The sequence below is a fragment of the Leifsonia sp. NCR5 genome (genome assembly GCF_002105485.1).
Lineage (GTDB): Bacteria > Actinomycetota > Actinomycetes > Actinomycetales > Microbacteriaceae > Leifsonia.
On record NZ_NCSR01000017.1, the window covers coordinates 41,794 to 66,407 of the forward strand.

Annotated in this window: 18 protein-coding genes and 1 tRNA gene; 13 read left to right on the forward strand and 6 right to left on the reverse strand. The window is 69.9% G+C overall.

Annotated features, from left to right (window positions below):
• Window positions 1-15 precede the first annotated feature (15 nt).
• Complete coding sequence (locus tag B7438_RS14395) at window positions 16-864, reverse strand: ABC transporter substrate-binding protein (protein ID WP_085370303.1); 849 nt, start codon at window positions 862-864, stop codon at window positions 16-18.
• Window positions 865-977: 113 nt separating this feature from the next.
• Window positions 978-1,946, reverse strand: a complete 969-nt coding sequence (locus tag B7438_RS14400; protein ID WP_085370305.1) for a Dyp-type peroxidase — start codon at window positions 1,944-1,946, stop codon at window positions 978-980.
• 448 nt (window positions 1,947-2,394) lie between these two features.
• On the opposite strand from B7438_RS14400, the gene B7438_RS14405 reads away from it, so the two are divergent.
• The 3 genes from B7438_RS14405 to B7438_RS14415 are packed head-to-tail and all read left to right on the forward strand — an operon-like array spanning window position 2,395 to window position 6,382.
• The gene (locus tag B7438_RS14405; RefSeq protein WP_256922052.1) at window positions 2,395-3,717 is read left to right on the forward strand and encodes a glycine betaine/L-proline ABC transporter ATP-binding protein; all 1,323 of its coding nucleotides are present in this window, start codon (window positions 2,395-2,397) and stop codon (window positions 3,715-3,717) included.
• Window positions 3,717-5,423 (forward strand): ABC transporter permease/substrate binding protein, encoded by a 1,707-nt coding sequence (locus tag B7438_RS20985; RefSeq protein ID WP_085370308.1) that lies wholly within the window; start codon window positions 3,717-3,719, stop codon window positions 5,421-5,423. Before B7438_RS14405 ends, B7438_RS20985 begins: the two co-directional genes overlap by 1 nt.
• Window positions 5,424-5,446: 23 nt before the next feature.
• On the forward strand, window positions 5,447-6,382 hold the full coding sequence (locus B7438_RS14415; RefSeq protein WP_085370309.1) for a metal-dependent hydrolase: 936 nt from the start codon (window positions 5,447-5,449) through the stop codon (window positions 6,380-6,382).
• Here B7438_RS14415 and B7438_RS14420 read toward each other — a convergent pair.
• Together B7438_RS14420 and B7438_RS14425 are read right to left on the reverse strand one after the other, a co-directional pair.
• Complete coding sequence (locus B7438_RS14420) at window positions 6,342-7,118, reverse strand: nuclease-related domain-containing protein (protein WP_256922053.1); 777 nt, start codon at window positions 7,116-7,118, stop codon at window positions 6,342-6,344. The two genes, B7438_RS14415 and B7438_RS14420, sit on opposite strands and share 41 nt — an antisense overlap.
• A 65-nt stretch (window positions 7,119-7,183) precedes the next feature.
• Window positions 7,184-7,405, reverse strand: a complete 222-nt coding sequence (locus B7438_RS14425; RefSeq protein WP_143465956.1) for a hypothetical protein — start codon at window positions 7,403-7,405, stop codon at window positions 7,184-7,186.
• A gap of 48 nt (window positions 7,406-7,453) precedes the next feature.
• On the opposite strand from B7438_RS14425, the gene B7438_RS14430 reads away from it, so the two are divergent.
• Complete coding sequence (locus B7438_RS14430) at window positions 7,454-7,717, forward strand: hypothetical protein (protein ID WP_085370315.1); 264 nt, start codon at window positions 7,454-7,456, stop codon at window positions 7,715-7,717.
• Between the two features lie 3 nt (window positions 7,718-7,720).
• Here the strand turns inward: B7438_RS14430 and B7438_RS14435 are convergent, their stop codons facing one another.
• Entirely contained in the window at window positions 7,721-9,109 is a 1,389-nt protein-coding gene (locus B7438_RS14435; RefSeq protein ID WP_256922054.1) for a deoxyribodipyrimidine photo-lyase, read from the reverse strand.
• 4 nt (window positions 9,110-9,113) lie between these two features.
• Entirely contained in the window at window positions 9,114-9,752 is a 639-nt protein-coding gene (locus B7438_RS14440) for an MBL fold metallo-hydrolase (protein ID WP_085370316.1), read from the reverse strand.
• Window positions 9,753-9,829: 77 nt separating this feature from the next.
• Between B7438_RS14440 and B7438_RS14445 the strand changes: the two genes are divergently transcribed.
• The 9 genes from B7438_RS14445 (at window position 9,830) to B7438_RS14485 (ending at window position 24,614) form a co-directional block, all read left to right on the forward strand.
• Entirely contained in the window at window positions 9,830-11,965 is a 2,136-nt protein-coding gene (locus B7438_RS14445; RefSeq protein WP_085370318.1) for a copper-translocating P-type ATPase, read from the forward strand.
• 345 nt (window positions 11,966-12,310) lie between these two features.
• Window positions 12,311-13,213 (forward strand): YegS/Rv2252/BmrU family lipid kinase, encoded by a 903-nt coding sequence (locus B7438_RS14450; RefSeq protein WP_085370320.1) that lies wholly within the window; start codon window positions 12,311-12,313, stop codon window positions 13,211-13,213.
• A gap of 86 nt (window positions 13,214-13,299) precedes the next feature.
• Window positions 13,300-13,372: transfer RNA gene (locus B7438_RS14455), tRNA-Glu, on the forward strand.
• 253 nt (window positions 13,373-13,625) lie between these two features.
• On the forward strand, window positions 13,626-14,732 hold the full coding sequence (locus tag B7438_RS14460; RefSeq protein WP_143465958.1) for a TerC/Alx family metal homeostasis membrane protein: 1,107 nt from the start codon (window positions 13,626-13,628) through the stop codon (window positions 14,730-14,732).
• Entirely contained in the window at window positions 14,729-15,541 is an 813-nt protein-coding gene (locus B7438_RS14465; protein WP_085370323.1) for a PP2C family serine/threonine-protein phosphatase, read from the forward strand. The genes B7438_RS14460 and B7438_RS14465 overlap by 4 nt, the downstream gene beginning before the upstream one ends.
• A gap of 11 nt (window positions 15,542-15,552) precedes the next feature.
• Window positions 15,553-16,821, forward strand: a complete 1,269-nt coding sequence (locus tag B7438_RS14470) for an FHA domain-containing protein (protein WP_085370325.1) — start codon at window positions 15,553-15,555, stop codon at window positions 16,819-16,821.
• Window positions 16,818-18,521: a serine/threonine-protein kinase gene (locus B7438_RS14475; RefSeq protein WP_085370326.1), complete on the forward strand. Its 1,704-nt coding sequence runs from the start codon at window positions 16,818-16,820 to the stop codon at window positions 18,519-18,521. Before B7438_RS14470 ends, B7438_RS14475 begins: the two co-directional genes overlap by 4 nt.
• Window positions 18,518-19,237 (forward strand): hypothetical protein, encoded by a 720-nt coding sequence (locus tag B7438_RS14480; RefSeq protein WP_085370328.1) that lies wholly within the window; start codon window positions 18,518-18,520, stop codon window positions 19,235-19,237. Before B7438_RS14475 ends, B7438_RS14480 begins: the two co-directional genes overlap by 4 nt.
• Before the next feature lie 160 nt (window positions 19,238-19,397).
• The gene (locus B7438_RS14485) at window positions 19,398-24,614 is read left to right on the forward strand and encodes an Ig-like domain-containing protein (RefSeq protein WP_085370330.1); all 5,217 of its coding nucleotides are present in this window, start codon (window positions 19,398-19,400) and stop codon (window positions 24,612-24,614) included.

The window sequence follows — 24,614 nt, forward strand, 5'->3', positions numbered from 1 at the left end:
TTAGCCGGTCGGCCGCTACTTCAGCACCGGGGCGTTGCCGTCGGTGGCGAGCCACTTCGCGGCCAGCGTGTCCAGGGTTCCGTCGGTGCGCAGCGCGTCGACGGCGGCCGTCACCTTCGCGGTGAGCGGGCTGCCCTTGGCGAGCACCAGGCCGAACTGGTCGCCGTCCTGTCCGGACGCCTTCGGCAGCTGACCGACGATCTTGCCGTCCTTCAGCTCGGCGTCGCGCAGGTAGAAGGCGGTCGGGAGGTCGACGACGATCGCATCCACCTGCTTGTTCTCCAGGGCGAGCTTGGCGTCGTCGTTGGAGTTGAACGCCTGAACGCCGCCGGAGGGCGCGATCTGCTTCTCCGCCGCCGTGAAGCTGGTGGTGGCGGACTGGGCGCCGATGGAGAGCTTCTTGAGGTCGGCGAGCGAGGTGGCCTTCGCCGCGGGGGAGGCGCCGGTGGTGACGACCACCTGCGTGGTCTCGTAGTACGGAGAGGAGAAGTCGACGGCTTTCTTGCGCTCGTCGGTGATGGAGAACTGCTGCAGGTTGAAGTCGAAGGTCTTCGGTCCGGGGGCGATGGCCTGGTCGAACGTGGTGCGCACCCAGGTGACGTCGGTCTTCGCGAAGCCGAGCTTGTCTGCGACCGCGTACGCGACGGCGGCCTCGAAGCCCTTGCCGGACTCCGGCTTGTCGTCGATCACCCACGGCGAGTATGCGGGCTCGGCCGTGGCGATGGTGAGCTTGCCGGGCGTGACGTACGCGTCGTCGGCCTTCGTGCTCGCCGAGCCGGTGGATCCGGAGCCGGACGCGCATCCGGTGAGGGCGAGCGCTGCGGCCGCGACGACGGCGGCGACGGTGAGGATGCGGCGGGACATGGCGACTCCGGGCTGTGATCGGGGGCGGGGTGCGTGCGGGTCTCTCAGCATGGCGCATCCCGCGCCGCGCGGGCAACGCGGCCGGTCACAGTGTTACGCCGGAGGCGCGGCGGTCAGTCGCCCAGCGCGTTCAGGATGGCGCGGGGCGGCGCGAAGAACGTGGTTCCCGTCGCCGCCGTGGAGAAGTCCAGGATGCGGTCGTAGCTGCCCTCCGGGTCTCCGACGAACATCCGCTGCAGCATCCGCTCGATCACCCAGAGGGCTCGCGAGTATCCGATGAAGTACGTGCCGAACTCGCCGTGCCCGACCCGGCCGAACGGCATGTTGTCGCGCAGGATGTCGTGCTCGACGCCCGCCTCGTCGGTGATCGTGGCGAGGGTCTTGTGGGACTTCTGGCCGTACTCGGCGTCGTCCAGTTCCACGTTGTCGAGCTTGGTGCGGCCGATCACGCCCTCCTGGGCCGGCGTCGGCAGCGCGCCCCACTTCGTGAGGTCGTGCAGGTACTTCTGCACCACGACGTAGCTGCCCCCTGCGAACTCGGGGTCCTCGTCTCCGACGAGCGTCGACGACGCCATCTCCCCGTCGGCCGGGTTCGCGGTGCCGTCCACGAACCCCAGCAGATCGCGGGAGTCGAAGTAGCGGAAACCGGTGACCTCGTCGACCACCTGGACGCTGTCGCCGAGGGCGTCCAGCAGCAGCCGCTCGAACTCGAAGGTGAAGTCGCCGCGCTCCGCCCGGATGTGGAACAGCAGGTCGCCCGGGGTGGACACGGCGGTGTGCACCGGTCCGCGGATCTCGGTGAACGGGTGCAGCTCGCGGGGGAGACCGCGCCCGGTGAGTCTCGTCCAGATGCCCGCGCCGATCGCGACGTTGCAGGAGAGGTGGGCGTTCAGGTCGCGGAAGCCGACCGTCTTGACCAGGCCGGACAGGTCGGAGAGTACGTCTTTCACCGTGGAGAAGGCCTCGTCGGAGTCCGCGACGGACACCACGAGGAAAACGGCGGAACGGGAGAGCGGGGCATCGACGCTCTGGGCGTCGATCGGGACGCGCTGCCAGGCGTGGTCGCCGGTGTCGGAGGTCATGGGGAGAGTCTGCCGCACATCCCCGGTCCGCAGGAAGAGCGGCCGCACTCAGGTAACGGAAAGGTAACGATGGCAGGGCCCGAGCGATCCGCATCAGCACGCGGATGTTGGTGTATGCCGTCGACGGAATGTGCCGTGAAATGCAGAATCTCGATTGGCTTTCTGTACAAACCCATTGATAACGTCGAGTCGCCCCGTTGGCCGAGACCGGCAGAGACGGGGCCGCAACAACCCAGCCCGCGTTCCGGGAATGAGGGGCCGAGGTGTACACCGGCCCCGCACGCCGGAGCGTACGGTCGGGCGGTGTGGGCGTGCCCCGATGGCGCGTCGGCAGCCGGTGATTCGCGGATCGGACGATCCGCTTGAGTCGACCAGCTGTTCACGCTGCCCACCCGGGCGCAATCACGGGCACGCACCAGGGCATCGCCGCGCGTGCCACGGAGGAAAAGTGAGCGAATCTGCCGCCGTCGAAGCGCGCAATCTGTACAAAGTGTTCGGACGTAAACCCGGCGACGTCGTTCGCCGGCTGCAGGGCGGGGCGACCCGCGACGAGGTCGCAGGCTCGGGAACCGCAGCGGTGATCGACGCGAGCTTCTCCGTGCGCCCCGGCGAGATCTTCGTGGTCATGGGTCTGTCCGGTTCGGGCAAGTCCACGCTGATCCGCCTGCTGAACGGGCTCCTCGAGCCGACCGCCGGCGACGTGGCGGTGATGGGCACGACGATCACGGGCCTGCCGCCCAAGAAGCTCCGGGATGTGCGGCAGAAGCACATCTCGATGGTGTTCCAGCACTTCGCCCTCCTCCCGCACCGCACCGTGCTCGACAACCTCGCATACGGCCTCGAAGTGCAGGGCGTGCCGATCGCGGAGCGCCGCGCCAAGGCGGAGACCGTGCTCGACCTCGTCGGGCTGTCCGGCTGGGGCGACAAGCTCCCCGGAGAGCTCTCCGGCGGGATGCAGCAACGCGTCGGCCTCGGCAGGGCACTCGCGGCAGACACCGACGTGCTCCTGATGGACGAGGCGTTCTCCGCACTCGACCCGCTCATCCGGCGCGAGATGCAGGAGCAGCTGCTCGAACTGCAGAGCCAGCTCGGCAAGACCATCGTGTTCATCACCCACGACCTCAACGAGGCGATGTTCCTCGGGGACAGGATCGCGGTGATGCGCGACGGTCGCGTCGTGCAGATCGGAACGCCGGAGGAGATCCTCACCGACCCGGCCAACGACTACGTCGAGAGCTTCGTGCAGGATGTGGACCGTGCCCGCGTGCTGACGGCGGCGAGCGTGATGGAGCCCGTGCGCGCGCTCGTCACCGTGGCCGCTGGACCGCGCGCCGCCGTGCGCACCATGCGCGACCTGCAGACCTCCGCCGCCTTCGTGGTCGGCCACGGACGCCGCCTGCTCGGCGCCGTGCGCGACCGCGACGTGATGCGCCAGGTGCGCGACGGCCAGTCCGACCTCTCCGCGGTGATCGACGACGGCATCGCGTCCGTCTCCCGCGACGAGGTGCTGAGCGAGCTGGTCGAGCTGTCCGTCGGCAGCGACCTGCCGCTCGCGGTGGTCGACGACAACCAGCGCCTTCTCGGCGTCATCCCGCGGGTGACCCTGCTCGCGGCGCTCGGCAACGTCACCAGCGAGACCACCGAGATCCCGATCATCGTCGAGCCCAGGGCGACCATCCCGGTCGACGTGATGAACCAGACACTGCTCGAGACCGCACCGGGGGTCGGCGCGCGAGAAGGCGGAGAGCCTGAGCTCGAGGAGGTGCGCTGATGGATGTGCGACTTCCCCTCGGCGACTGGGCGACCAGCGCCGTCGACTTCGTCACCGAGTTCTTCGGTCCTGTGTTCGACGTGATCCGCACGGTCTTCACCGCGCTGTACACGGGCATGGACTGGCTGCTGCAGACGCCTCCGTTCTGGGGCATCATCCTGATCTTCGCCGTGCTCGCCGTCTGGCTGCGCGGTTGGGTGTTCGGTGCGGGAACGGTGGTCGGGCTGCTCGTCATCGCCGGGATCGACCAGTGGACGAACGCGATGGACACCCTCGCGCTCGTGCTCGTCGCCGCGGCTATCGCCGTCGCACTGAGCGTCCCGCTCGGCATTCTGGCCGCACGATCGAAGACGGCGTCGGCGATCATCCGTCCCGTGCTCGACTTCATGCAGACCATGCCGGCGTTCGTGTACCTCATCCCGGCCCTCATCCTGTTCCGGGTGGGTGTCGTGCCCGGCATCGTCGCGACGATCATCTTCGCGATGGCTCCCGGCGTGCGTCTCACGGAGCTGGGCATCCGCGGCGTCGACAGCGAGATCGTCGAGGCCGGGCGGGCGTTCGGCTCGTCGCCCCGGCGCATCCTGCGCCAGATCCAGCTGCCGCTCGCCATGCCGTCGATCCTCGCCGGGGTGAACCAGGTGATCATGCTGTCGCTCTCGATGGTCGTCATCGCCGGAATGGTCGGCGCAGGCGGCCTCGGCCGCGACATCGTCCAGGCGCTCAGCCGGGTGGATGTGGGCCTCGGCTTCGAGGCCGGCCTCTCCGTGGTCATCATCGCGATCATCCTGGATCGGCTCACGGCCTCCGTGGGGGCAGCCCGCAAGCGGATGCCGAAGCGCGCGCTGGCGGCCCTCGGGGCGGCAGCCCTCGTGGCGGTCGGCGGCACCAGCATCGCCGCCGTCTCGCAGGCGGACGCGTCGAAGGGCGAGATCAAGGTCGCCGTCTTCAACGGCTGGCCGGAGGGCGAGGCGGTGTCCTACCTCTGGAAGCACGTGCTGGAGGAGAAGGGCTACGACGTGACGTTCGAGTACGCCGACGCCGGCCCGGCGTTCGCCGGTCTCAGCACGGGCGACTACGACGTGGCGTTCGACGGCTGGCTGCCCACCACGCACGAGGCCTACCTGAAGAAGTACGGAGACTCGCTCGTCGACCTCGGCGCCTGGAACAACGAGGCCAAGCTCACCATCGCTGTGAACAAGGACGCCCCGATCGACTCGCTCGACCAGCTCGCGGCGCACGCCGACGAGTTCGGCAACCGGCTGGTCGGCATCGAGCCGGGCGCAGGCCTCACCGAGGCGACGCAGAACAAGGTCATCCCGGAGTACGGCCTCGGCGGTCTCGACTTCACGACGTCGTCGACCCCGGCGATGCTCGCCGAGCTGACCAGCGCGATGAAGAGCAAGGACAACATCGCCGTCACCCTGTGGCGACCGCACTGGGCGTACGACCAGTTCGACCTGAAGGATCTGAAGGACCCGAAGAACACGCTCGGAACGGCGGAATCCCTGCACTCGATCGCCAGCACGGACTTCGAGAAGAAGTACCCGGAGGTGGCCGGCTGGGTGAAGTCCTTCAAGCTCGACTCGAAGCTTCTCTACTCGCTCGAGAACGACATGTTCAACGGCGCGAAGACGGACGACTACGACCCCATCGTCACGAAGTGGATGACGGAGCACCAGGAGTACGTCGACGCGCTCACGAACTGAGCGCGACCTCGTACGCTGGAGGGATGAGCTTCCCTCTCGCCCATCCCGTCGACACCACCAGGATCGACGCGGACACCATCGTCACGTACCCGGACGGCGACCTGACCTCGACCGGCACTGTGCTCATCGCGCAGCCGGTCGGGGACGGCCGCACCGCGATCGTCCTCGACAGGACGGCGTTCCACGCCGTCGACCCGGTCTGGCCGGACCAGCCCGCCGATGACGGCACGCTGTCGGTGGACGGTGTCGTGCATCCCGTGGTCGGCGCGGTGGTCGGCGCGATCGACGGAGAGAACCTGTTCGTGGGCGACGCCCCGGTGCGGACGGGCACGGAGGGCTGGGCGTTCGTCGTCTGCCATGTCGTGGAGGACGCGGACGGGCTCACCCCGGGCACGCCGGTGACCGTCACCGTCGACCCCGCTCTGCGCCGCGCGCTCTCCGCCGGGCACACCGGCTGCCACCTGGCGTCGCTGGCGCTCAACGCGGCGCTGACCGGGCTGTGGAGCAAAGAGGTGCAGCTCGACGGCAGGGGCAACCCGAACTTCGACCAGCTCGCGATCACCGAGTCGCGCATCCTGCCGGACGGCTCGCTCGACACGTACCGCATCGGCAAGAGCCTGCGGAAGAAGGGGTTCCAGGCTGCAGACCTCGCCGGAGTGCTGGACAGCGTGCAGGCCGCAGCGAACGAGCTGCTCGCCGGATGGCTGGCGACCGGAGCCGCGGTGTCGATCGCGCGCGACGGAGACGGCTTGGGGGAGCGGCGCACCTGGCGTTGCGACCTCCCGGACGGCACCGTCGAGATCCCGTGCGGAGGAACGCACCTGCGCTCGCTCTCCGAGCTGGCGTCGGTGACGGTCGACCTCGACCTCCACGAGGCGGAGGGTGCGCTCGAACTCCAGATGCGCACCGCTGCGACGCTCAGTGCGGCAGGAACGGCAGAGCCACCGCGAGCGCACTGAGCGCGACCGCGAGCAGCCAGCCCAGCCGGACGACGCGCGCCGCCCTGTCCTCGCGGGCGATGGCGTCGAACCGCTCGACGGTGGCCGAGCCTGCGCCGGACGGGCCGTGCGCCGGTCGCCAGGTGGCGGGGTCGTCGACGATGCGCACGATCGCATCCACGGTCGCTTGATCGACACCGGCCGGACGCCGGGTGAGCCAGCGGTTCAGCCCGCCGGCGGCGAGCACGGCGACCCTGGCGGGCTGCTGACGCACCGTCAGCTTCTTTGCGCCGAGCACCGCGACCACGGCGTTCACCGGGGCGACCAGGCCCGCGGTGGCGAGCACCTGCCGGATGCGCGACGCCTCCAGCTCGGAGTTGCGCAGGTACGGCTTCTTCGCCCCGTTCACGAGCACGGCGCGCTCGCCGACCCACACCTCAGCACCCTGGTGGTTCTTGGTGTTCACGACGAATACACCGCCGGGGCCGACGACGAGATGGTCGATGTCCGCATCCCCGTTCCCGACGGGCAGCGCGTGGAAGACGGTCCAGCCGTCCGGCAGGCGGTCGAGCATCGCCCCCACCTCGCGCTCGCCGAGCGCGCCGTCGAACCAGGGCCGGGTGCCGGCGCTGAGCGGGCGGACCCCGAACGCACGGGCGACGGCCGACCGCGGAGGGACGTCCCCGTGCAACCGGACGACCTGCTCCATCACCGCGTATCCGGCGACCCTGTCGCGCATCCGTCCACTGTTGTCCACCGCGCCACCGTACCGAGCGGATGGGAGCCCTTCCAGGCCCCCAACCAGGGCGCGCTCCGGGTGGACTACCCCTTGGTGAGGGGCAGCTCGTCGTCGCCGGGCAGCCGCTCTTCGAGCGAGGCGTTGTGCTCGGCGACGGCGTCGAGACGTTCCTCGTCGTCTGCGCCGAGCTCGGTGACGGCGTCGGTCAGTTCGTCGGCGTCGCGCGGCGCTGCGGGCTCCTGGCTCTGCTGGGTGTCCTGGCCGGTTGCATCGGGGCCAGTGGTGGGCTCATCCTGATCGCTCATGCCGCGCACTGTACGCTCCCGTCGGATGCCGGGACTACACTGCCGCCCATGAGCCGAATCGAGACCGGAATCGTGTCGTACACCCTGTCCGGCGACTACTACGCCACCGTCGGAGCCGACTTCGACACCGAAGCCGTCGACGACGCGATCCTCGCCGAACTGAACAGGATGCTCCCCGTCGGCATCGTCGTGGAGCGCAGCGGCAAGGTGTTCGCCGACGAGGACAAGGCGGACGAGGCGCGCAGGATCGACTGGAACGGCCTGCTCAAGCGGATCGACGTCGACCAGATCCTCGCCGAGCACGGGCGCTGACGCTCAGCGCCCCTTCACCACGTCGTAGGCGGCGAGGGCCGCCCTCCTCGTCTCCGCGAGGTCGACGATCGGCTCCGGGTACGCGTCCGTCTGCCACTCCGGCACCCAGCGGCGCACGTAGTCGCCGTGTTTGTCGAACTTCTCGCGCTGCAGTTCGGGGTTGAACACGCGGAAGTACGGTGCGGCGTCCGCCCCGCTTCCCGCGACCCACTGCCAGTTGAACGGGTTGCTGGCCGGGTCGGCGTCGACCAGGGTGTCCCAGAACCACTGCTCGCCCAGCCGCCAGTCGATCAGCAGGTTCTTGATCAGGAACGACGCGACGACCATGCGCACCCTGTTGTGCATCGTGCCGGTGTGCCAGAGCTCCCGCATCCCGGCGTCGACCAGCGGGATGCCGGTGCGGCCCTGCTGCCACGCGCGCAGCGCCGTCGGGTGCAGGCGCGGCCAGGGGAAGGCGTCGAACTCGCTGCGGATGTTCTCCGTCGCCAGCGCCGGCCGCTGGAACAGCGTGTGGTACGCGAACTCGCGCCAGCCCAGCTCGGAGAGGAAGGTGGCCGCGCCCTCCGCGTTCGTGCGGGTGCGCGCGGCGGCAGTGGCGTGCCAGACCTGGTGCGGGCTGAGCTCGCCCCAGCGCAGCCGCGGCGACAGTCGTGAGGTGGCGTCGATCCCCGGGGTGTCCCTGTCCGCCTTGTATGCGGCGACGTCCTCGTCCAGGAAGCGCGCGAGGGCCTCGTGCGCGGCGTCCTCTCCCGGCTCCCAGGTCTCCTGCAGGCCGGCCGACCAGTCGGGATGCGTCGGCAGGAGCCCGAGGTCGGCGACCGTGAGGCCGTCCAGCGGGGGAGCGCCCGCGATGCTCCCGGGCGCATCCAGCGGCTTGCGCGGCTCTGGCGAGGCGAGGCAGGCGCGCCAGAACGGGGTGTAGACGGAGAACGGCGTGCCGGAGCCCGTCCGAATGGTCCACGGTTCGAAGAGCAGGTTCGCGCCGAAGCTGGACGCCTCGCGTCCGTCGTCCCTGGCCTGCGTCTTGATGGCTTCGTCGACCGTGCGCTCCGCCTCGCCATACCGCCTGTTCCAGAACACGGCGGCGGCGTCGGTCTCGGCGAGCAGGTCGCCGATGACGCGTTCGGCAGGGCCGCGACGGATCGTCAGGGAGGCTCCCAGTGCATCCAGTGCTGCGGAGAGCGCGGTGAGACTGTGGTGCAGCCACCACCGGGACGCGCCGCCCGGCGCTCGCACGCCGGGCGACTCGTCGTCGAGCACGTAGACGCAGACGACGGGCATCCCGCTGCCGGCGGCGGCCGTCAGTGCCGGATTGTCTGCGACCCGGAGGTCGTCACGGAACCAGACGACCGCCGGGCGGGATCCGGACGCTGCGGCGTGCTGCTCGCTCACGCGCTCAGAGGTCGAGCGTGTCGTTGGGCTCCAGCGGGAAGAACTCGCCGCCGTTCTGCTCCGTCGCCCACTTGATGCGGGCGTTCGCCATGTCCTTGCCTCCGCGGGAGAGCACCATCTCGTGCGTCGGGAAGCTGCGCTTGGGCTTGACGGCGAGCACGTAGTCGATGGTCTCCGCGATCTTCAGCCAGGGGGCGCCCGCCGGGGTGGCGAGCACATCCACGTCGACGCCCTCCGGGATGGTGAACGAGTCGCCCGGGTAATAGAGCACGTCGTTGATGAGCACGCCGACGTTGTCGACGACGGGGATGCTCTCGTGGATGACCGCGTGACGTCCGCCGAAGAAGCGCAGGGTGAACGGCCCGGCCTCGACGGTGTCTCCGGGGTGCACGACGGTGATGGCGAAGTCGGGGGCTGCGGCGGCGACACCCTGCGGGGCGAAGATCGGCACATCCGGGTTGAGGTCGAGGATGCGGTTCAGCTGCTCGGGGGTCCAGTGGTCGGCGTGCTCGTGGGTGATCACGACGCCGACGGTGCTGTTCGTGTCGGTGAGCGGGGAGGTCAGGCTCCCCGGGTCGACGAACAGCTTCTTTCCGGACTCTTCGAGGAGCAGGGCGGCGTGTTCGAACTTCGTCAGTCTCATGGCACCAGGAAATACCTAAAAGGGTGGTCGTGCAACTTGAGGAATATACCCCTGGGGGGTACTGTTCAAGGGTGGATATGAACGAGACGACGACGAATCAGACGCACCAGCCACACGACGCGCACGATCATGGGGCGCACGAGCACTCGGGTCACGGCGGCGCGGCCGACGATCACTCGGCGCACGACCACGGCGGTCACGACCAGGGCGGTCACGATCACGGCGCCCACGCCGGGCACGATCCGGCGATCTTCCGGCGCAAGTTCTGGCTGACCCTGGTCCTCACCATCCCCACTCTGGTGTTCTCGCCCGGCCTGCAGGAGATCCTCGGGCTCGGCGGACCCCGGTTCCCCGGCAGCCAGTACATCCCCGCGGTCTTCGGCGTCGCCATCTTCTTCTACGGCGGCCTCGTCTTCCTGCGCGGAGCCGTCACCGAGCTGCGGAGCCGCCAGCCCGGCATGATGACCCTCATCTCGCTGGCCATCGTCGTCGCGTTCGGCTACAGCCTCGCCGTCACGTTCGGCCTGCCCGGCATGGACTTCTGGTGGGAGCTCGCCACCCTCATCCTGATCATGCTGCTCGGCCACTGGATCGAGATGTCGGCGGTGATGGGCGCCCAGGATGCGCTGGGCCAGCTCGCGAAGCTCCTGCCCGACCAGGCGGAGCGGGTGGGCGACGGGTCCACGTCCGAGCTCGTACCCGTCAGTGCGCTCGCCGTCGGCGACCTCGTGCGCGTCCGCCCCGGCGCCGCGGTGCCCGTGGACGGGGAGATCGTCGACGGACGGTCCGACGTGGACGAATCGCTTCTCACCGGCGAGTCGAAGCCGGTCACCCGCGGAGTGGGCGAGCAGGTGGTCGCCGGTTCCATCTCCGGCAGCGGGTCACTCGTGGTCCGGGTGACGAAGACCGGGGGAGACACCGCGCTCGCCGGGATCATGCGCCTCGTCTCCGACGCGCAGGCCAGCAAGTCCGGCACGCAGATCCTCGCCGACCGCGCGGCCGGGCTGCTGTTCTACGTGGCGCTCGCCGCCGCATCCCTCACCCTGGTCGTGTGGGCGATCCTGCGGCCGGACGAGCCCGGCTTCGTGCTCGAACGCGTCGTGACCGTGCTCGTCATCGCCTGCCCCCACGCCCTCGGCCTGGCCATTCCGCTGGTCGCCCAGATCTCCACGGCGATCGGCGCGAAGAACGGCCTGCTGATCCGCGACAGGCACGCGATGGAGGACGCCCGCCTGATCGACGTCGTCCTGTTCGACAAGACCGGGACGCTCACCGAGGGCCGCCAGGGCGTCGCGTCCGTGGAGGCCACCGACGGGGACGTGGATGCGCTGCTCGCGCTGGCCGCGTCGGCCGAGGCACCGGCCGAGCATCCCATCGCCCGGGCGATCGTCGCCGAGGCGCAGCAGGGCAGGCTCACCGTCTCCGCCGCTGCGGACTTCGAGGCGCTGGGCGGTCGGGGAGCGACGGCGACGGTCGACGGTGTCGCCGTGACCGTCGGGGCACCGAGACTGCTCGCCGAGCGGGGGCTGACGCCCGACGCTGCGGTTGCCGAGGCCGCGCGTGCGGCGGAGGCGGAGGGACAGACCGTGGTGTACGTGCTGCACGGGGATGGTGCGGATGGCGCCGCCGGGATGCAGGTGGCCGGGATGATCGCGCTCGCGGACGTCGTGCGGCCCGAGTCGGAGGAGGCGGTGCGCATCCTGCACAGCCGCGGAGTGCGCGTCGCGATGCTGACCGGCGACTCGCGGGCCGTGGGCGAGGCCGTCGCCGCCCGGCTGGGCATCGACGAGGTGTTCGCCGAGGTGCTGCCCGGCGACAAGGCGGGCACCGTCGCGCAGTTGCAGCAGGGCGGCGCGAAGGTGGCGATGGTCGGCGACGGCGTCAACGACGCTCCCGCGCTCGCACAGGCGGACGTCGGCATCGCGATCGGCGCGGGCACGGACGTGGCGATCGAGTCGGCCGGGATCGTGCTCGCGTCGAGCGACCCGCGCGGCGTCGCCAGGGTCATCACGCTGTCGAGGGCCACCTACCGCAAGATGCTGCAGAACCTCGCCTGGGCCGCCGGGTACAACGTGATCGCGCTGCCGCTCGCGGCGGGCGTGGCGACCGGAATCGGCGTGGTCGTGTCTCCCGCGTTCGGCGCCGTGCTGATGTCGGTGTCCACCATCGTGGTGGCCCTGAACGCGCAACTGCTGCGGCGCGTGCGCCTCTAGGCCGCGGCGCGAACTCCGCCCGGGCGGAGTCCCGGCGCGACACGCCGCGGAAGACTCCGCTGGAAAGGAATGGGCGGGCCCCCGGCCGCGAGAACTCCGCTCAAGCGGATTCCGCGGCTCGGCCGAGAACTCCGCCCGGGCGGACTCCGTGGGCTCGGCCGCGAGCTCCGTCCGGGCGGAAGACGCGTGCTGCTCGCTGCGGGAACTCCGCTGGGGCAGAGTCGGGCGCGGCGTGTCGTGCTGGGAGTCCGCTCGAACGGACGCCCGGCACGCCCCCGCGCGCGACACGGGGACAGCCACGTCTACTCCCGGCCGCGCACGGCTGGTCCGCCATAATCGTGCACTATGGCCGCTTCCCCCCGCACCGTCGTCGTCGCGGTCAATCCGATGGCGTCGTTCGGGAAGAGACGGGAGGTCGGCCCGCGCGTGGTCGAGCGGCTCCGCGCTGCCGGTCACTCGGTGGTCGCGCTCGACGAGGCGAACGTCGAGCTCCTGCGGCGCGAAGCAAAACGCGCCGTCGCTGCCGGTGCCGACGCTCTCGTGGTGGTCGGCGGCGACGGCATGGTGAACCTCGGCATCAACATCGTCGCGCAGACGGACATCCCGCTCGGGATCGTGCCGAGCGGCACAGGCAACGACATGGCGGACGGCCTGGGCATCCCGGTCTCCGACACCGAGGCCGCCATCGCCCTCCTGCTCGCTGCGTTGCAGAAGCCGCCGCGCCGGATCGACGCCGGGATCGTGCGGCACGGCGGCCTGAGCACCTGGTTCGGCTGTGTGCTCTCCGCCGGGTTCGACGCCACCGTCAACGAGCGCGCCAACCTGATGACCCGCCCGCGCGGCCGAAGCCGCTACGTGCTCGCCCTGCTCCGCGAGCTCGCGACGCTCCGCCCCATCCCGTACCGCGTGGTCGCCGACGGTGTGCCGCTCGACACCGACGCGCTGCTCATCGCCGTCGCCAACAACCGCTCCATCGGGGGAGGGATGCGCGTGGTGCCGCACGCCAGCCTCGACGACGGGATGCTCGACCTCTTCGTCGTCAGGGACATGCCGAAGTGGCGGTTCCTGCGCCTGTTCCCGAAAGTATTCTCCGGAACGCATACGGAGATCGACGAGGTCTCATTCCTCCCGGCGCGCACGGTCACGATCGACGCTCCGGATGTGGTGGCGTACGCCGACGGGGAGCGGATCGGCCCACTGCCGGTCGAGGTCTCGGTCTCTCCGGGCGCGTTGCTCGTGCTCGCCTGACCGCAGCCCGCGCGCCACGCCCGGGATGCACCCGCCGTTTTGGAACCTGAGCGGAGGGTGTGGCATACTCATTGAGTTGCAAAAACGGCCCCATCGTTTAGCGGCCTAGGACGTCGCCCTCTCACGGCGGTAACGCGGGTTCAAATCCCGCTGGGGTCACAACAGCCCGGATACCAGTAATTTACTGGTATCCGGGCTTTTTTGTGTGGTCGGGCGAGGGCGAGCGCGGCCGCCGGGCATCCGGTAGGCTGTCCAGAGCGAAGGGGAGTATCCCGGACGACCCACGACGGGTCGGCGCTGTGGACGTCATCACGGTTCGAGTCTTCGAGCCCGGGCACAGCGGCACCCGAACGATGGGTGCGGGAGAGACTTTCGGACCCGTTGCCGGTGCCCTTCGAAAGGTTGTCCCCCCGTGGAGCTTGCTCTTCCCGCATGGTTCGAAATCGGATCCATGATCGTCCTGCTGCTGATCCTGGCGTTCGACTTGCTGATCGTGTTCAAGAGGCCGCACATCCCGAGCCCCAAAGAGTCGACGCTGTGGGTGTCGTTCTACGTGGCGCTCGCGCTGCTGTTCGCGCTGGCGATGCTCCTGATCGGAGACGCCGAGCACGCCGGGCAGTTCGTCGCGGGCTGGCTGACCGAGTACAGCCTGAGCATCGACAACCTGTTCGTCTTCGTCATCATCATGGCGAGGTTCTCCGTGCCGAGGAAGTACCAGCAGGAAGTGCTGATGGTGGGCATCATCATCGCCCTGGTGCTGCGCGGCGTCTTCATCATCCTGGGTGCGTCGCTGATCGCCACGTTCAGCTGGATCTTCTACATCTTCGGTGCGTTCCTGCTCTGGACGGCCATCCACCAGGCGCTCAGCAAGCACGACGACGAGGAGGGCACGAAAGACAGCTGGTTCGTGCGCTTCACCCGCAAGCGCCTCAAGGTGTCCGACCAGTACGAGGGCAACAAGCTGCGCACCACGGTCAACGGCACCAGGATGTTCACCCCGCTGATCATCGTATTCCTCGCCCTCGGCACGACGGACCTGCTGTTCGCCCTCGACTCCATCCCGGCCATCTTCGGGATCACGCAGAGCCCGTTCATCGTGTTCGCCGCGAACGTCTTCGCGCTGATGGGGCTGCGGCAGCTCTACTTCCTGCTCGGGCACCTGCTCGACAAGCTCGAATACCTCAAGTACGGGATCGCGTTCATCCTGGCCTTCATCGGCGTCAAACTGGTGTTCCACGCGATGCACGAGAACGAACTGCCGTTCATCAACGGGGGCCAGCACATCGAGTGGGCGCCCGACATCAGCACGATGATGTCGCTCGGCGTGATCGTCGGGGCGATGGCAGTCGCTACGATTGCAAGTCTGGTGAAGCTGAAGCTCAGCGGAACCTCCGTCGCCGATGCCATCCACGGCGACGATCAGGACGACGTGGACGACCAGGGTGGCGCATCCGGAGCGGACAGCACCGGGCGCGCACCGGCCTCGGCCGCGAAGACGCAGGAGGAAACCGGTACATGACGTCAACCGTCGGCGTGAGCGTACGCAGCGATGTGGGTGCGGTACGACGCGTCAACGAAGACAGCATGATCGCGGCCGATCCGGTGTTCGCCGTCGCGGACGGGATGGGCGGGCACGCCCGCGGGGACGCCGCCAGCCAGACGGCGGTGGAGTCGCTCGCGCGCACCCTCCCGGCCGGCACGCGGCCGACGCCGGAGGAGGTCATCGCCGCCATCGACGAGGCCAACGCGGCCGTGCGCTCCCTGTCGAGCGCCGACGAGTCCGGCGTCGCCGTCGCGGGCACCACCCTCACCGGTGTGGTGCGGGTGCGGGTGCAAGAGACCCTCGACGAGCAGTGGATGGTCGTCAACATCGGCGACTCCCGCGTCTACCTCTGGGACGGCAGGGAGCTCACCCGCCTGAGCGTCGACCACTCCGCGGTGCAGGAGCTGGTGGACGCCGGCCTCATCACGGAGGCGCAGGCCGCCGTGCATCCCGAGCGCAACGTGATCACCAGGGCGCTGGGAGCGGAGGACTTCGTCGACACGGACTCGCTGCTGCTGCCGGTGACCGGGCGGCAGACGTTCCTGATCTGCTCCGACGGGCTCACCAAGGAACTCTCCGACGAGACCATCGCGCGCGTCCTCGCCGACGGGGGTGCGGACATCGCCGACCGGCTGGTGGATGCGGCCATCGCGGCGGGCGGGCGCGACAACGTCACCGTGGTCGTGGTTGAATCGACGGCGGGGGACGCGGAACCGGCATCGGATGTCACGAAGGACAGGCCGGAGGGAAGCCGCTCTCTCGAAGACACGCAGCCGAGAGGGTAGGTTTCACCGACGTGTTCGACGTTCAGCAGACGACAGCCGGGGACTGGGCGGTGGTCGCCGCCGGAGCGCGCGCACTCATCGTCGAAGGGCAGGACGCCACGGCGCTGCGCGGCCTCGCCGCCGCCGTCTCCTCCGGGTTCGCAGAGACGCTCGAAGCGCTCGCGGCCGACGGGTTCGCCCGGACACCGTCGTTCGGCCTGATCGAGGGTGCCGCCGGACGCGCGATGATCGCCGTCCGTGGCCCGGTGACGGCGACCGTGCACACGCACGAGGGGGAGCGCAGCATCGACGCGGACGGCGTCTCCACCTGGCTGGAGCAGCAGGTGGCGGAGGCCACCTCGGTGACGCTCGCCGTCACGGGGCTGGCGGATGGTGCTGCTTCTGCGCGCCCAGCTCTGCCGCTGGCCGACGGGATCGTGTGGGCGGCGGGCGTGAGCTGGGGTGGCCAGACTGCGGTGCAGGCCGCCGCTCCCGTCGCGGCGCCAGAGGCGAAGCGTGCCCCGATCACGGCCCCGGTGCTGGTGGAGGCGCCAGCGGACCCGGAGCAGCAGCCGGAGCCGGAGCCCGTGCTCGTTCCACAGGCGGAGCCCGAGGTCGAGGCCGGCGAGACCCGCATCCCGGACGCGACTCTCAGCGAGGTGACCCACGCGGACGCGGCCGAACCGGACGCGACCGGCTACGACCACCTGTTCGGCGCCACCATGATGCGCAGCGTCGAGGACGCCGCCGTGCGCCCCGCGGAGGAGGCGGAGCCGGCGCGCATCGACCTGCCGCGCTTCATCACGGACTCCGCCCCGGCGCGCCCGAGCGCAGAGGCGGGCGACCACGACGGCCTCACGATCATGTCCGGCAGCCTCGACGGCCTCCGCGCGCAGGACAGTGCGCAGCACACTGCGGCGGACGGCGCGCAGGAGGCGCAGCCGCCCGCCGCTCCCTCCCCGCGCTTCTTCGTCGACCTCGCCGACGGCAGGCGCGAATACCTGGAGCCGCCCATCGTCGTCGGCCGCGCTCCCGTCGCCTCCACCACCGCGCGCGGTCCTGCTCCGCGGCCGGTGACCGTCGACAGTGCGGAGCGCGACATCTCCCGGTCGCACACCACCATCGCGGTCGAGGGGGACACGGTCGTGGTCACCGACCTGCACTCGCGCAACGGCACCATGATCGTCCTGCCGGGCAAGCCGCCGCAGAAGCTGCGCAGCGGCGAGCCGACCGCTGTCATCGCGGGCACCGTCGTCGATCTGGGCAGCGGTGTGACGCTCACGGTCGGTGAGGACGCATGAGGCGTCTCGCCTCCCAGCCGCCCGCGCTGCCGGGCTTCCACTTCATCCGGCTGCTCGGCTCCGGAGGGTTCTCCGACGTGTTCCTGTACGAGCAGGAGCTCCCGAAGCGCAGCGTCGCCGTCAAGGTGCTGCTGACCGACAGCGTCGACGACGCCGCCCGCGCCCGGTTCGTGGCGGAGGCGAACGTGATGGCGCAGCTGTCCGCGCATCCGTACATCGTCACGATCCACCACGCGGACGTGTCGGCGGACGAACGTCCGTACCTGGTGATGGAGTACTGTTCCGGCCCGTCGCTCGGCGACCGGTTCAAGCGGGAGCGCTTCACCGTCGAGGACGCCCTGCGCACCGGCGTGCGGCTGTCGAGCGCCATCGCGACCGCGCACAGCGTCGGCATCCTGCACAGGGACATCAAGCCGGCGAACGTGCTCACCACCGACTTCGGCTGGCCGGCGCTCACCGACTTCGGCATCGCCTCCGCGCTCGAAGAGCTTCCCGTGCACACCGCGTCGCTCGGCTCGCTGCGCGGCGGGGACGCGGACACCGGGACGAGCGGCAGCCGATCCGTCGGGCTCAGCGTTCCGTGGTCGCCCGCCGAGATGTTCGACGACGACCCCCAACCGGATGTGCGCAGCGACGTGTTCTCGCTGGCCGCGACCATCCACACCATCCTCGCCGGGCGCACGCCGTTCGAGGTGCCGGGCCGCGCCAACGGCACCCTCGACCTGATCGGCAGGATCGAGCGCGGGATGATCACCCCGATCGACAGGGACGACCTGCCCCCGTCGCTGGTCGCCGTGCTGCGCAAGGGCATGGCCACCAAGCGCGACGACCGGTTCGCCACGGCGGTCGACTTCGCCAGGGCGCTGCAGCGGGTGGAGCTGGAACTCGGGTTCGCCCCGACCAGCATCGACGTGCCCAACCTGCGCGTGCTCGACGAGTCGCCTCCGGCGTCCGGAGAGGACGAGACGCGCGCCCGGTCGGTGCAGACCGTGGACGCACAGGGGCTCCGCCCCGCCACGCGACCCTCTCCCTCCCCGACGGCGAACGAGCGCACGGAGACGCGACCGGGGCTGGTGGAGGTCCCTCCCGAGCTTCTGGCCGGTCCGACCGTGGTGCGCGGCGCCATGCCGACCGTGCATCCCGAGCAGCAGAGCGAGTCAGCGCCCGTCGAGCACACGATGCTGCGGCCACGCGGCGCCGCGGCGACGGCGTCCGGCGAAGCGGAGGGGACGGATACCGATGCGCCGGATGCGGAGCACGAGCCCCGCGCATCCCGTCCCGGCACCTCCCGTCCCCGCTGGTTGCTTCCGGTGATCGCGGCCGCCGCCGTCCTCGTGGTCGCCGGCGGAGTGCTCGCGGCCGTGCTCGTCCCGTCGCTGAGCCCTGCCGCCTCTCCGACGCAGCGGGCCGGCACGGATCAGGACGGGACGATCGCCGTCACCGTGGTGCCCCCGCCCACCCTCGTCTCCGCCACCAGGGACGCGTCGGGCACGACGGCGACGATCGTCTGGAAGACGGCCAAGCCCGAGAAGGGCGACCAGTACCAGTGGGTGCGCGAGGGCACGACGGACCCTCCCACCGTCACCGCCGCCCCGAAGGCGCAGCTGACCGGGCTGACCGCGGGCGTCCCCGTCTGCATCGATGTCGCCACGGTGCGCTCCGGCCGCACCTCCGAACCGCTGAAGGCGTGCGCCAAATGAAACCGCTGACGGTCGACTACTGCGGAGAGCTGTACACGGTCACGGGACCGGACGAGTTCGGCATCGGGCGCGAGGCCGACCTGAGCATCGACGACAACCCGTACCTGCACCGCCGCTTCCTCACCATCAGCAGCGACTTCGGGATGTGGTGGCTCTCCAACGTCGGAACGCTCCTCACCGCCACGGTCAGCGACTCCACCGGCACCGTGCAGGCGTGGCTCGCTCCGGGGGCGAAGCTGCCGATCGTGTTCCAGACCATGCACGTCATGTTCAGCGCTGGGGCCACGACGTACGACTTCACGATCAGCAGCGAGGACGACTTCTTCAACACGGCCGTGACCGTGAACGACTCCGGCGGGTCGACCACGATCCTGCCGGTGACGCTCACCACCAGCCAGCGCCAGCTGATCGTCGCCCTCTCGGAGGGCGTGCTGACCCAGGCCGTGCCCGGCCGCGGCACCATCCCGACCTCGGCGGAGGCCGCTGCACGCCTGGGCTGGAGCATGACCACGTTCAACCGCAAGCTCGACAACGTCTGCGACAAGCTCGACAAGCTCGGCGTCGCCGGGCTGCGCGGCGGCAAGGGCAAGCTGGCCACCAATCGCAGGGCGCGGCTGGTGGAGTACGCGGTCACCACCCGCCTGGTCGGGCTCGACGATCTGGCGCTGCTCGACGCGGAGAAGGAGCAGGGCTCGGCGCCGGACGCCGACGACTGATCCTCCTCGGCGCCCGATGGGCAGCGCTGCCCATCGGCGTGCGCGCTGCGCCGTGTTAGCGTAGTCGTCGTCTCGTACCCGGGGGGATTTTAGAGTTTTGGTATCGCTGAGCGCATGGATACGGAAGCGTAAGACGCTCGCATCCGTCACCGCTCTCGCCGTGGTCGCGGGAGTCCCGCTGACCATTGCCGTGCTCCACAACGGCTTCCCGGTGAACGCCGTCGACCTCGACACCCGCGACGTCTGGGTGACCAACGGCGACAAGCTGATGGGCGGCCGTCTCAACCACCAGATCAACGAACTGGATGCCGCGGTCACCGGGGCGAGCTCCGACCTCGACGTGCTCCAGGACGGCTCCGCGTACTTCCTCACCGACGCACCGCACGGGACCGTGGACAAGATCGACCCGGCGTTCGTCTCGCTCGGCGGCCGCATCCAGATCCCGGAGAAGTCCCAGCTCGGCTACGGAGGGAACACGCTCTCCGTGCTCTCGCCGGCCGGGCAGCTCTGGGTGCTCGACGCGAGCGGCCGGCTCGACTTCGACAAGACGAAGACCAGGCCGACGGCCAAGGTCGGCCAGGATGCGCAGCTCGTCGTGACCAAGTCGGGCACCACCTTCGTGGTGGCGCCGAGCGGCAAGAAGCTCTACACCGTCGAGCATCCCGGGGCGGAGCCGACGACGGCGTCATTCCCTGTTCCCGGACGGTTCCAGCTCTCCGCCGTCGGCGACCGGCCCGTCGTGCTCGACACGCAGGGCAACCGCATCGTCACGGCAGACGGGAAGACGGTCGACCTGCCCGCCAAGGGCCTGAAGCTGCAGCAGCCGAGCGCCGACGACCCGTCTGCGCTGGTCGCGACGGCGTCGAGCCTTCTCAGCGTCCCGCTCGGCGGCGGAACCGTCGTCGCGCATCCCGCCGGTGCGACGGCCGCCGGGGGAGCGGCCGCGGTCTCCGCGCCCGTGCGCCTCGGCAGCTGCTCGTACGGCGCGTGGGCGGGGTCCGCCCGCTATCTGTACGCCTGCGACGGGAAGAAGGACATCGGCGTCGACATCGACCAGCCGGTGAAGGGTGACGACCTCGAGTTCCGGGTCAACCACGGCGTGATCGCCCTCAACAACCTGCGGGACGGCAACGCCTGGGTGGTCTCCTCGAACATGCGCCTCGTGCAGAACTGGGCGCAGCTGAAACCGAACGAGACCACCGTGCAGGGCGACACCGGCGAGGAGAAGCCGGTGCTGCAATCGTTCTCCGACACCCTCGCGCAGCGCACGAAGGTGAACAGGCCGCCGACGGCTGTTCCGGATGCGTTCGGCGTGCGCCCCGGCCGCTCCACCGTGCTTCCCGTGCTCGCCAACGACACGGACCCGGATGGGGACGTGCTCACGATCTCGGACGTGTCCGCCATCCCGGCCGCGCAAGGCACCCTCGAACTTGTGGAGGGCGGGCGCGCCATCCAGTTCACCCCCGGCGACGGGCTGAGCGGCACCATCTCGTTCCGGTACACGGTCGACGACGGGCGAGGGGGCACCTCCTCGACGCAGGTGGATGCGACCCTGCACCAGCCGGCGCAGAACGCCGCCCCCGCCTCCACGAGGGCGAGCACGGCGCAGGCCGAGGTCGGCCAGTCCGTGAAGTACGACGTCCTCAACGACTGGCTCGACCCGGACGGCGACGACCTCTCTCTCGTGTCCGCGGCGGCGACGACCGAGGACGACGTCCAGTTCAAGCCGAACGGCGAGGTGACCTTCACCAGCAAGACCGGGCAGACCGGCTCGAAGGAGGTCAAGGTCACCGTCTCGGACGGCAAGAAGAGCACGACGGGCAGCCTGCTCATCACGGTCAAGCCCGCCGGGTCGCTCGACCCGGTCGCCGTGCCCGACTTCGGCGGTGGGTTCACCGGGAAGCCGGTGGTCGTGCATCCACTGGACAACGACCAGTCGCCGTCCGGGCAGCCGCTCAGCCTGGTGGGCGCCTCGATCGACGGCCAGGCGGCCGCCGACGTGACCACGGACGCCGCGCGCGGCACCGTTACCCTGCTCAGCAACGCGCCCGGTGAGTTCTACGTGACGTACACCCTGGGGGCCGGGCCGAAGTCGACCACCGGGCTGATCCGGGTCAACGTGGTCGCCGACGGCGGCTCGGACGCCCCGCCCGTCGCCGTCACGGACACCGCATACGTGCGCCCGGGCGAGCCGACCTCGGTCAGCGTGCTCGACAACGACGTGTCCCCGTCCGGCCGGGTGCTCGTCGTCCGGTCGGTCACCGCGGCCAAGGGAGCAGGCGACCTCAACGTCGAGGTGCTCGACAACGCGATCGTCAAGATCACGGCGCCGACCGTGCTCGCCGAGCAGGTGCAGCTGGTCTACACCGTCTCGGACGGCATCCACGAGGCGAAGGCGGGCATCACCGTCGTCCCGGTTCCTCCGCTGGTCACCCACCAGCCGCCGATCGCCGTCGACGACACGGTGACGGTGCGCGCCGGAGACATCGCGACCGTCCCGGTGATGGACAACGACTACTCGCCGGACAACGCTCCGTTCTCGCTCGACCCGGCCCTCCGCGACGACGCGGCGGCGGGCAAGGGCGCCACCGCGTTCGTCAGCGGCAAGACCGTGCGATACCAGGCGCCGACCCAGCCCGGCCAGTACAGCGTCGTCTACGGCGTGACGGACAAGCTCGGCCAGAAGGCGCAGGCCACGGTGAGCTTCGTGGTCACGGCCCCGGACAAGGGCTCCGACAAGGCGCCGCGCCCGCAGCCGCTCACGATCAGGGCGTTCGCCGGATCGACCGTGCCGGTGGACGTGCCGCTCGACGGCATCGACCCGGACGGCGACTCGGTCACGCTCGCCGGGCTCGGCACGCAGCCGACCCTCGGCCGCATCTCCGACAGCTCGAGCACGTCGTTCACCTACGAGGCGTACCCGGATTCGGCGGGCACGGACACGTTCACCTACCAGGTCAAGGACACCTACGGGAAGACGGCGACCGGCACGGTCAGCATCGGCGTCATCCCGAGGCCGACCTCCGTGCAGCCGCCGATCGCCGGGAACGACCCGGTGCAGGTCAAGCCGGGACGCACCGTCTCCGTCCCGGTGCTCGACAACGACTCCGACCCCAACGGGTACACCATCGCCGTGCAGAAGAAGCTGCTGCAGGTGGATGCCGGCCTCAAGGCCTCCGTGCACGGCAAGGTCGTCCTCGTCACCGCCCCGAAGACCGAGGGCGCGTACGTCGTCCGCTACCAGATCAGCAACGGCCAGGGCGGTGTCGCGAGCGCCTTCATCCAGGTGACCGTCACCCCGAACGCCAAGGAGCAGTACCCGTCCGCGGTCGACCATCTGATCGAACCGGATGCTGTCGCCAACAAAGACAGCGTGAAGGTGGATGCGCTGGCCGGGGCGACGAACCCGTCCGGCCTCGTCGAAGACCTCACGGTCGCGGTCACCGGCCCGAACGCGGGAGCGGCCGAGGTGGGTGCCGGCGGCGCGATCACCGTGCATCCCGCGGCCAAGCGGCTCGCCATCGCCTACCAGGTGAAGGATCCGGTGACCGGCCTCACCGGCGACGCGTTTATCATCGTGCCGCCGAAGGGCGACGCCACGGCCCCTCCGAGCATCGCGAAGTCGCTGCCGCAGCAGATCGTCGAGATGGGCGGGAGCAAGACCTGGAAGCTGTCGGACATCCTGGATGTGCCGTCCGGCAGGGCGGTCAAGCTCACCGGAGCGAGCGGGGTCAGCGCGACCAACAGCACGGGCGCCTCGTCGTACGGCGACGAGCAGACGCTCCGCTTCACCGCGGCGAAGGACTACCGGGGTCCGGCGGCGATCACGTTCAAGGTCAACGACGGACGGGATGCTGGCCAGACGACCGACCGCATCACGACGCTGGTGCTGCCGATCACCGTCGGCAGTCCCGACCAGTCGGATGTCGCGCCGACCTTCACGTCGCCGAGCGAGAAGATCGAACCGGGGGAGGCTCCGCTGACGATCGACCTCCGCGCGTCGAGCTTCCACCCGAACCCGGCGATCCTGGCGAAGCTCACGTACTCGAACCCGCAGTGGGCGAACAAGCAGATCCAGGTGGGGCTGAACGGCTCGTCGCTGTCCCTGTCCGCGCCCCTCGGCGTGCAGCCCGGGCAGTCGACGACGGTCGCAGTGACGATCAGTTCGGGGACGCACACGATCGCGGGCACCGTCAACGTGCAGGTGGTGAGCTCCAACCGGCCGGTCGCCAGCCAGAAGAACCCGCCGCAGACTCAAGAGCTGCAGCGCGGGAAGTCGGTGACCTTGAGCGGCGCCGCGAGCGACTCGGCCTGGGTGAACCCGTTCCCCGGGCATCCGCTCACCATCACCGATGCCAAGGCCGGCAGCGCTCCGTCCGGGGTGACGGTGACGTACACCGGGTCGTCGATCACGGTGAGCGCGGCCTCCGGTGCGGCGATCGGCGCCGTCAACATCGTCTACCACGTGCAGGATGCGACGAAGGACCCGAAGCGCACGGCCGCGGCCGTCGGGCAGTACCGCGTGACCGTCCACGACGTTCCGGACAAGCCGGGTGCCCCCAGCAACGCCAAGGCGAGCGACGGGCAGGCGACGGTCGACATCGCCGCCCCAGCGAACAACGGGAAGCCGATCGACCAGTACGAGGTGCGCGGCGGCCCGAAGGCCGTGACCACGAGCTCGATCGGCCAGGTGACCATCGGCGGGCTGACCAACGGCACGGCGTACTCGTTCACCGTGAGGGCGCACAACGCGGACGGGTGGAGCCAGCAGTCGGCGCCGAGCGCGTCCGTCACGCCGTACGGGACCCCGCAGGCGGTCAGCGGCGCGACGATCAGCGCCGACCAGTATGCGCCGAGCGACCTGCGGCTGAGCTGGAACGGTCTGTCCGACCCCTCCGGCACGGGCGGCGGTTCGGTGACGTACCAGTGGCGGCTCAACGGCGGAGCGTGGAACAACACCTCGGGAACGACCGCGACGGTGTCGAACCAGGGCGTCGGCGACTACTCGTTCCAGGTGCGCGCCGTCAACGACCACAGCAACAAGACCGGTGGCGCTGACACCTCCAACACGGTCTCCGTGGCGAAGAAGCCGGACCCCCAGCCGTCGATCGACCTCTCCCAGGGCGACCTGGAACCCGGATATGCGCACAGCTTCACCTACGACGTGACGCTCAACCACTTCGGCGCGAACACGCGGTACACGATGAACTTCTACTGCAACGGCGGAAAGCTCACCAGTGAGTCGATCACCACCAACGGCAGTGGATACGCGCACTACCGAGGTGCGCCGAACGGGCTGCACGCGTACTGCGGATACAAGGGTGCGTACGTGACGGCAGGCGGCGTGCAGAGCAGCGTTCAGGACTGGTCCCCGTAA

Bases quoted from the DNA above. Each gene is read 5' to 3' on its own strand.
- B7438_RS14450 (WP_085370320.1), top strand. From the start codon at position 12,311: ATGGCCGCTTCCCCCCGCACCGTCGTCGTCGCGGTCAATCCGATGGCG.
- B7438_RS14475 (WP_085370326.1), top strand. From the start codon at position 16,818: ATGAGGCGTCTCGCCTCCCAGCCGCCCGCGCTGCCGGGCTTCCACTTC.
- B7438_RS14425 (WP_143465956.1), bottom strand. From the start codon at position 7,405: ATGAGCGATCAGGATGAGCCCACCACTGGCCCCGATGCAACCGGCCAG.
- B7438_RS14400 (WP_085370305.1), bottom strand. From the start codon at position 1,946: ATGACCTCCGACACCGGCGACCACGCCTGGCAGCGCGTCCCGATCGAC.
- B7438_RS14415 (WP_085370309.1), top strand. From the start codon at position 5,447: ATGAGCTTCCCTCTCGCCCATCCCGTCGACACCACCAGGATCGACGCG.
- B7438_RS14480 (WP_085370328.1), top strand. From the start codon at position 18,518: ATGAAACCGCTGACGGTCGACTACTGCGGAGAGCTGTACACGGTCACG.
- B7438_RS14445 (WP_085370318.1), top strand. From the start codon at position 9,830: ATGAACGAGACGACGACGAATCAGACGCACCAGCCACACGACGCGCAC.
- B7438_RS14440 (WP_085370316.1), bottom strand. From the start codon at position 9,752: ATGAGACTGACGAAGTTCGAACACGCCGCCCTGCTCCTCGAAGAGTCC.
- B7438_RS14395 (WP_085370303.1), bottom strand. From the start codon at position 864: ATGTCCCGCCGCATCCTCACCGTCGCCGCCGTCGTCGCGGCCGCAGCG.
- B7438_RS20985 (WP_085370308.1), top strand. From the start codon at position 3,717: ATGGATGTGCGACTTCCCCTCGGCGACTGGGCGACCAGCGCCGTCGAC.
- B7438_RS14465 (WP_085370323.1), top strand. From the start codon at position 14,729: ATGACGTCAACCGTCGGCGTGAGCGTACGCAGCGATGTGGGTGCGGTA.
- B7438_RS14430 (WP_085370315.1), top strand. From the start codon at position 7,454: ATGAGCCGAATCGAGACCGGAATCGTGTCGTACACCCTGTCCGGCGAC.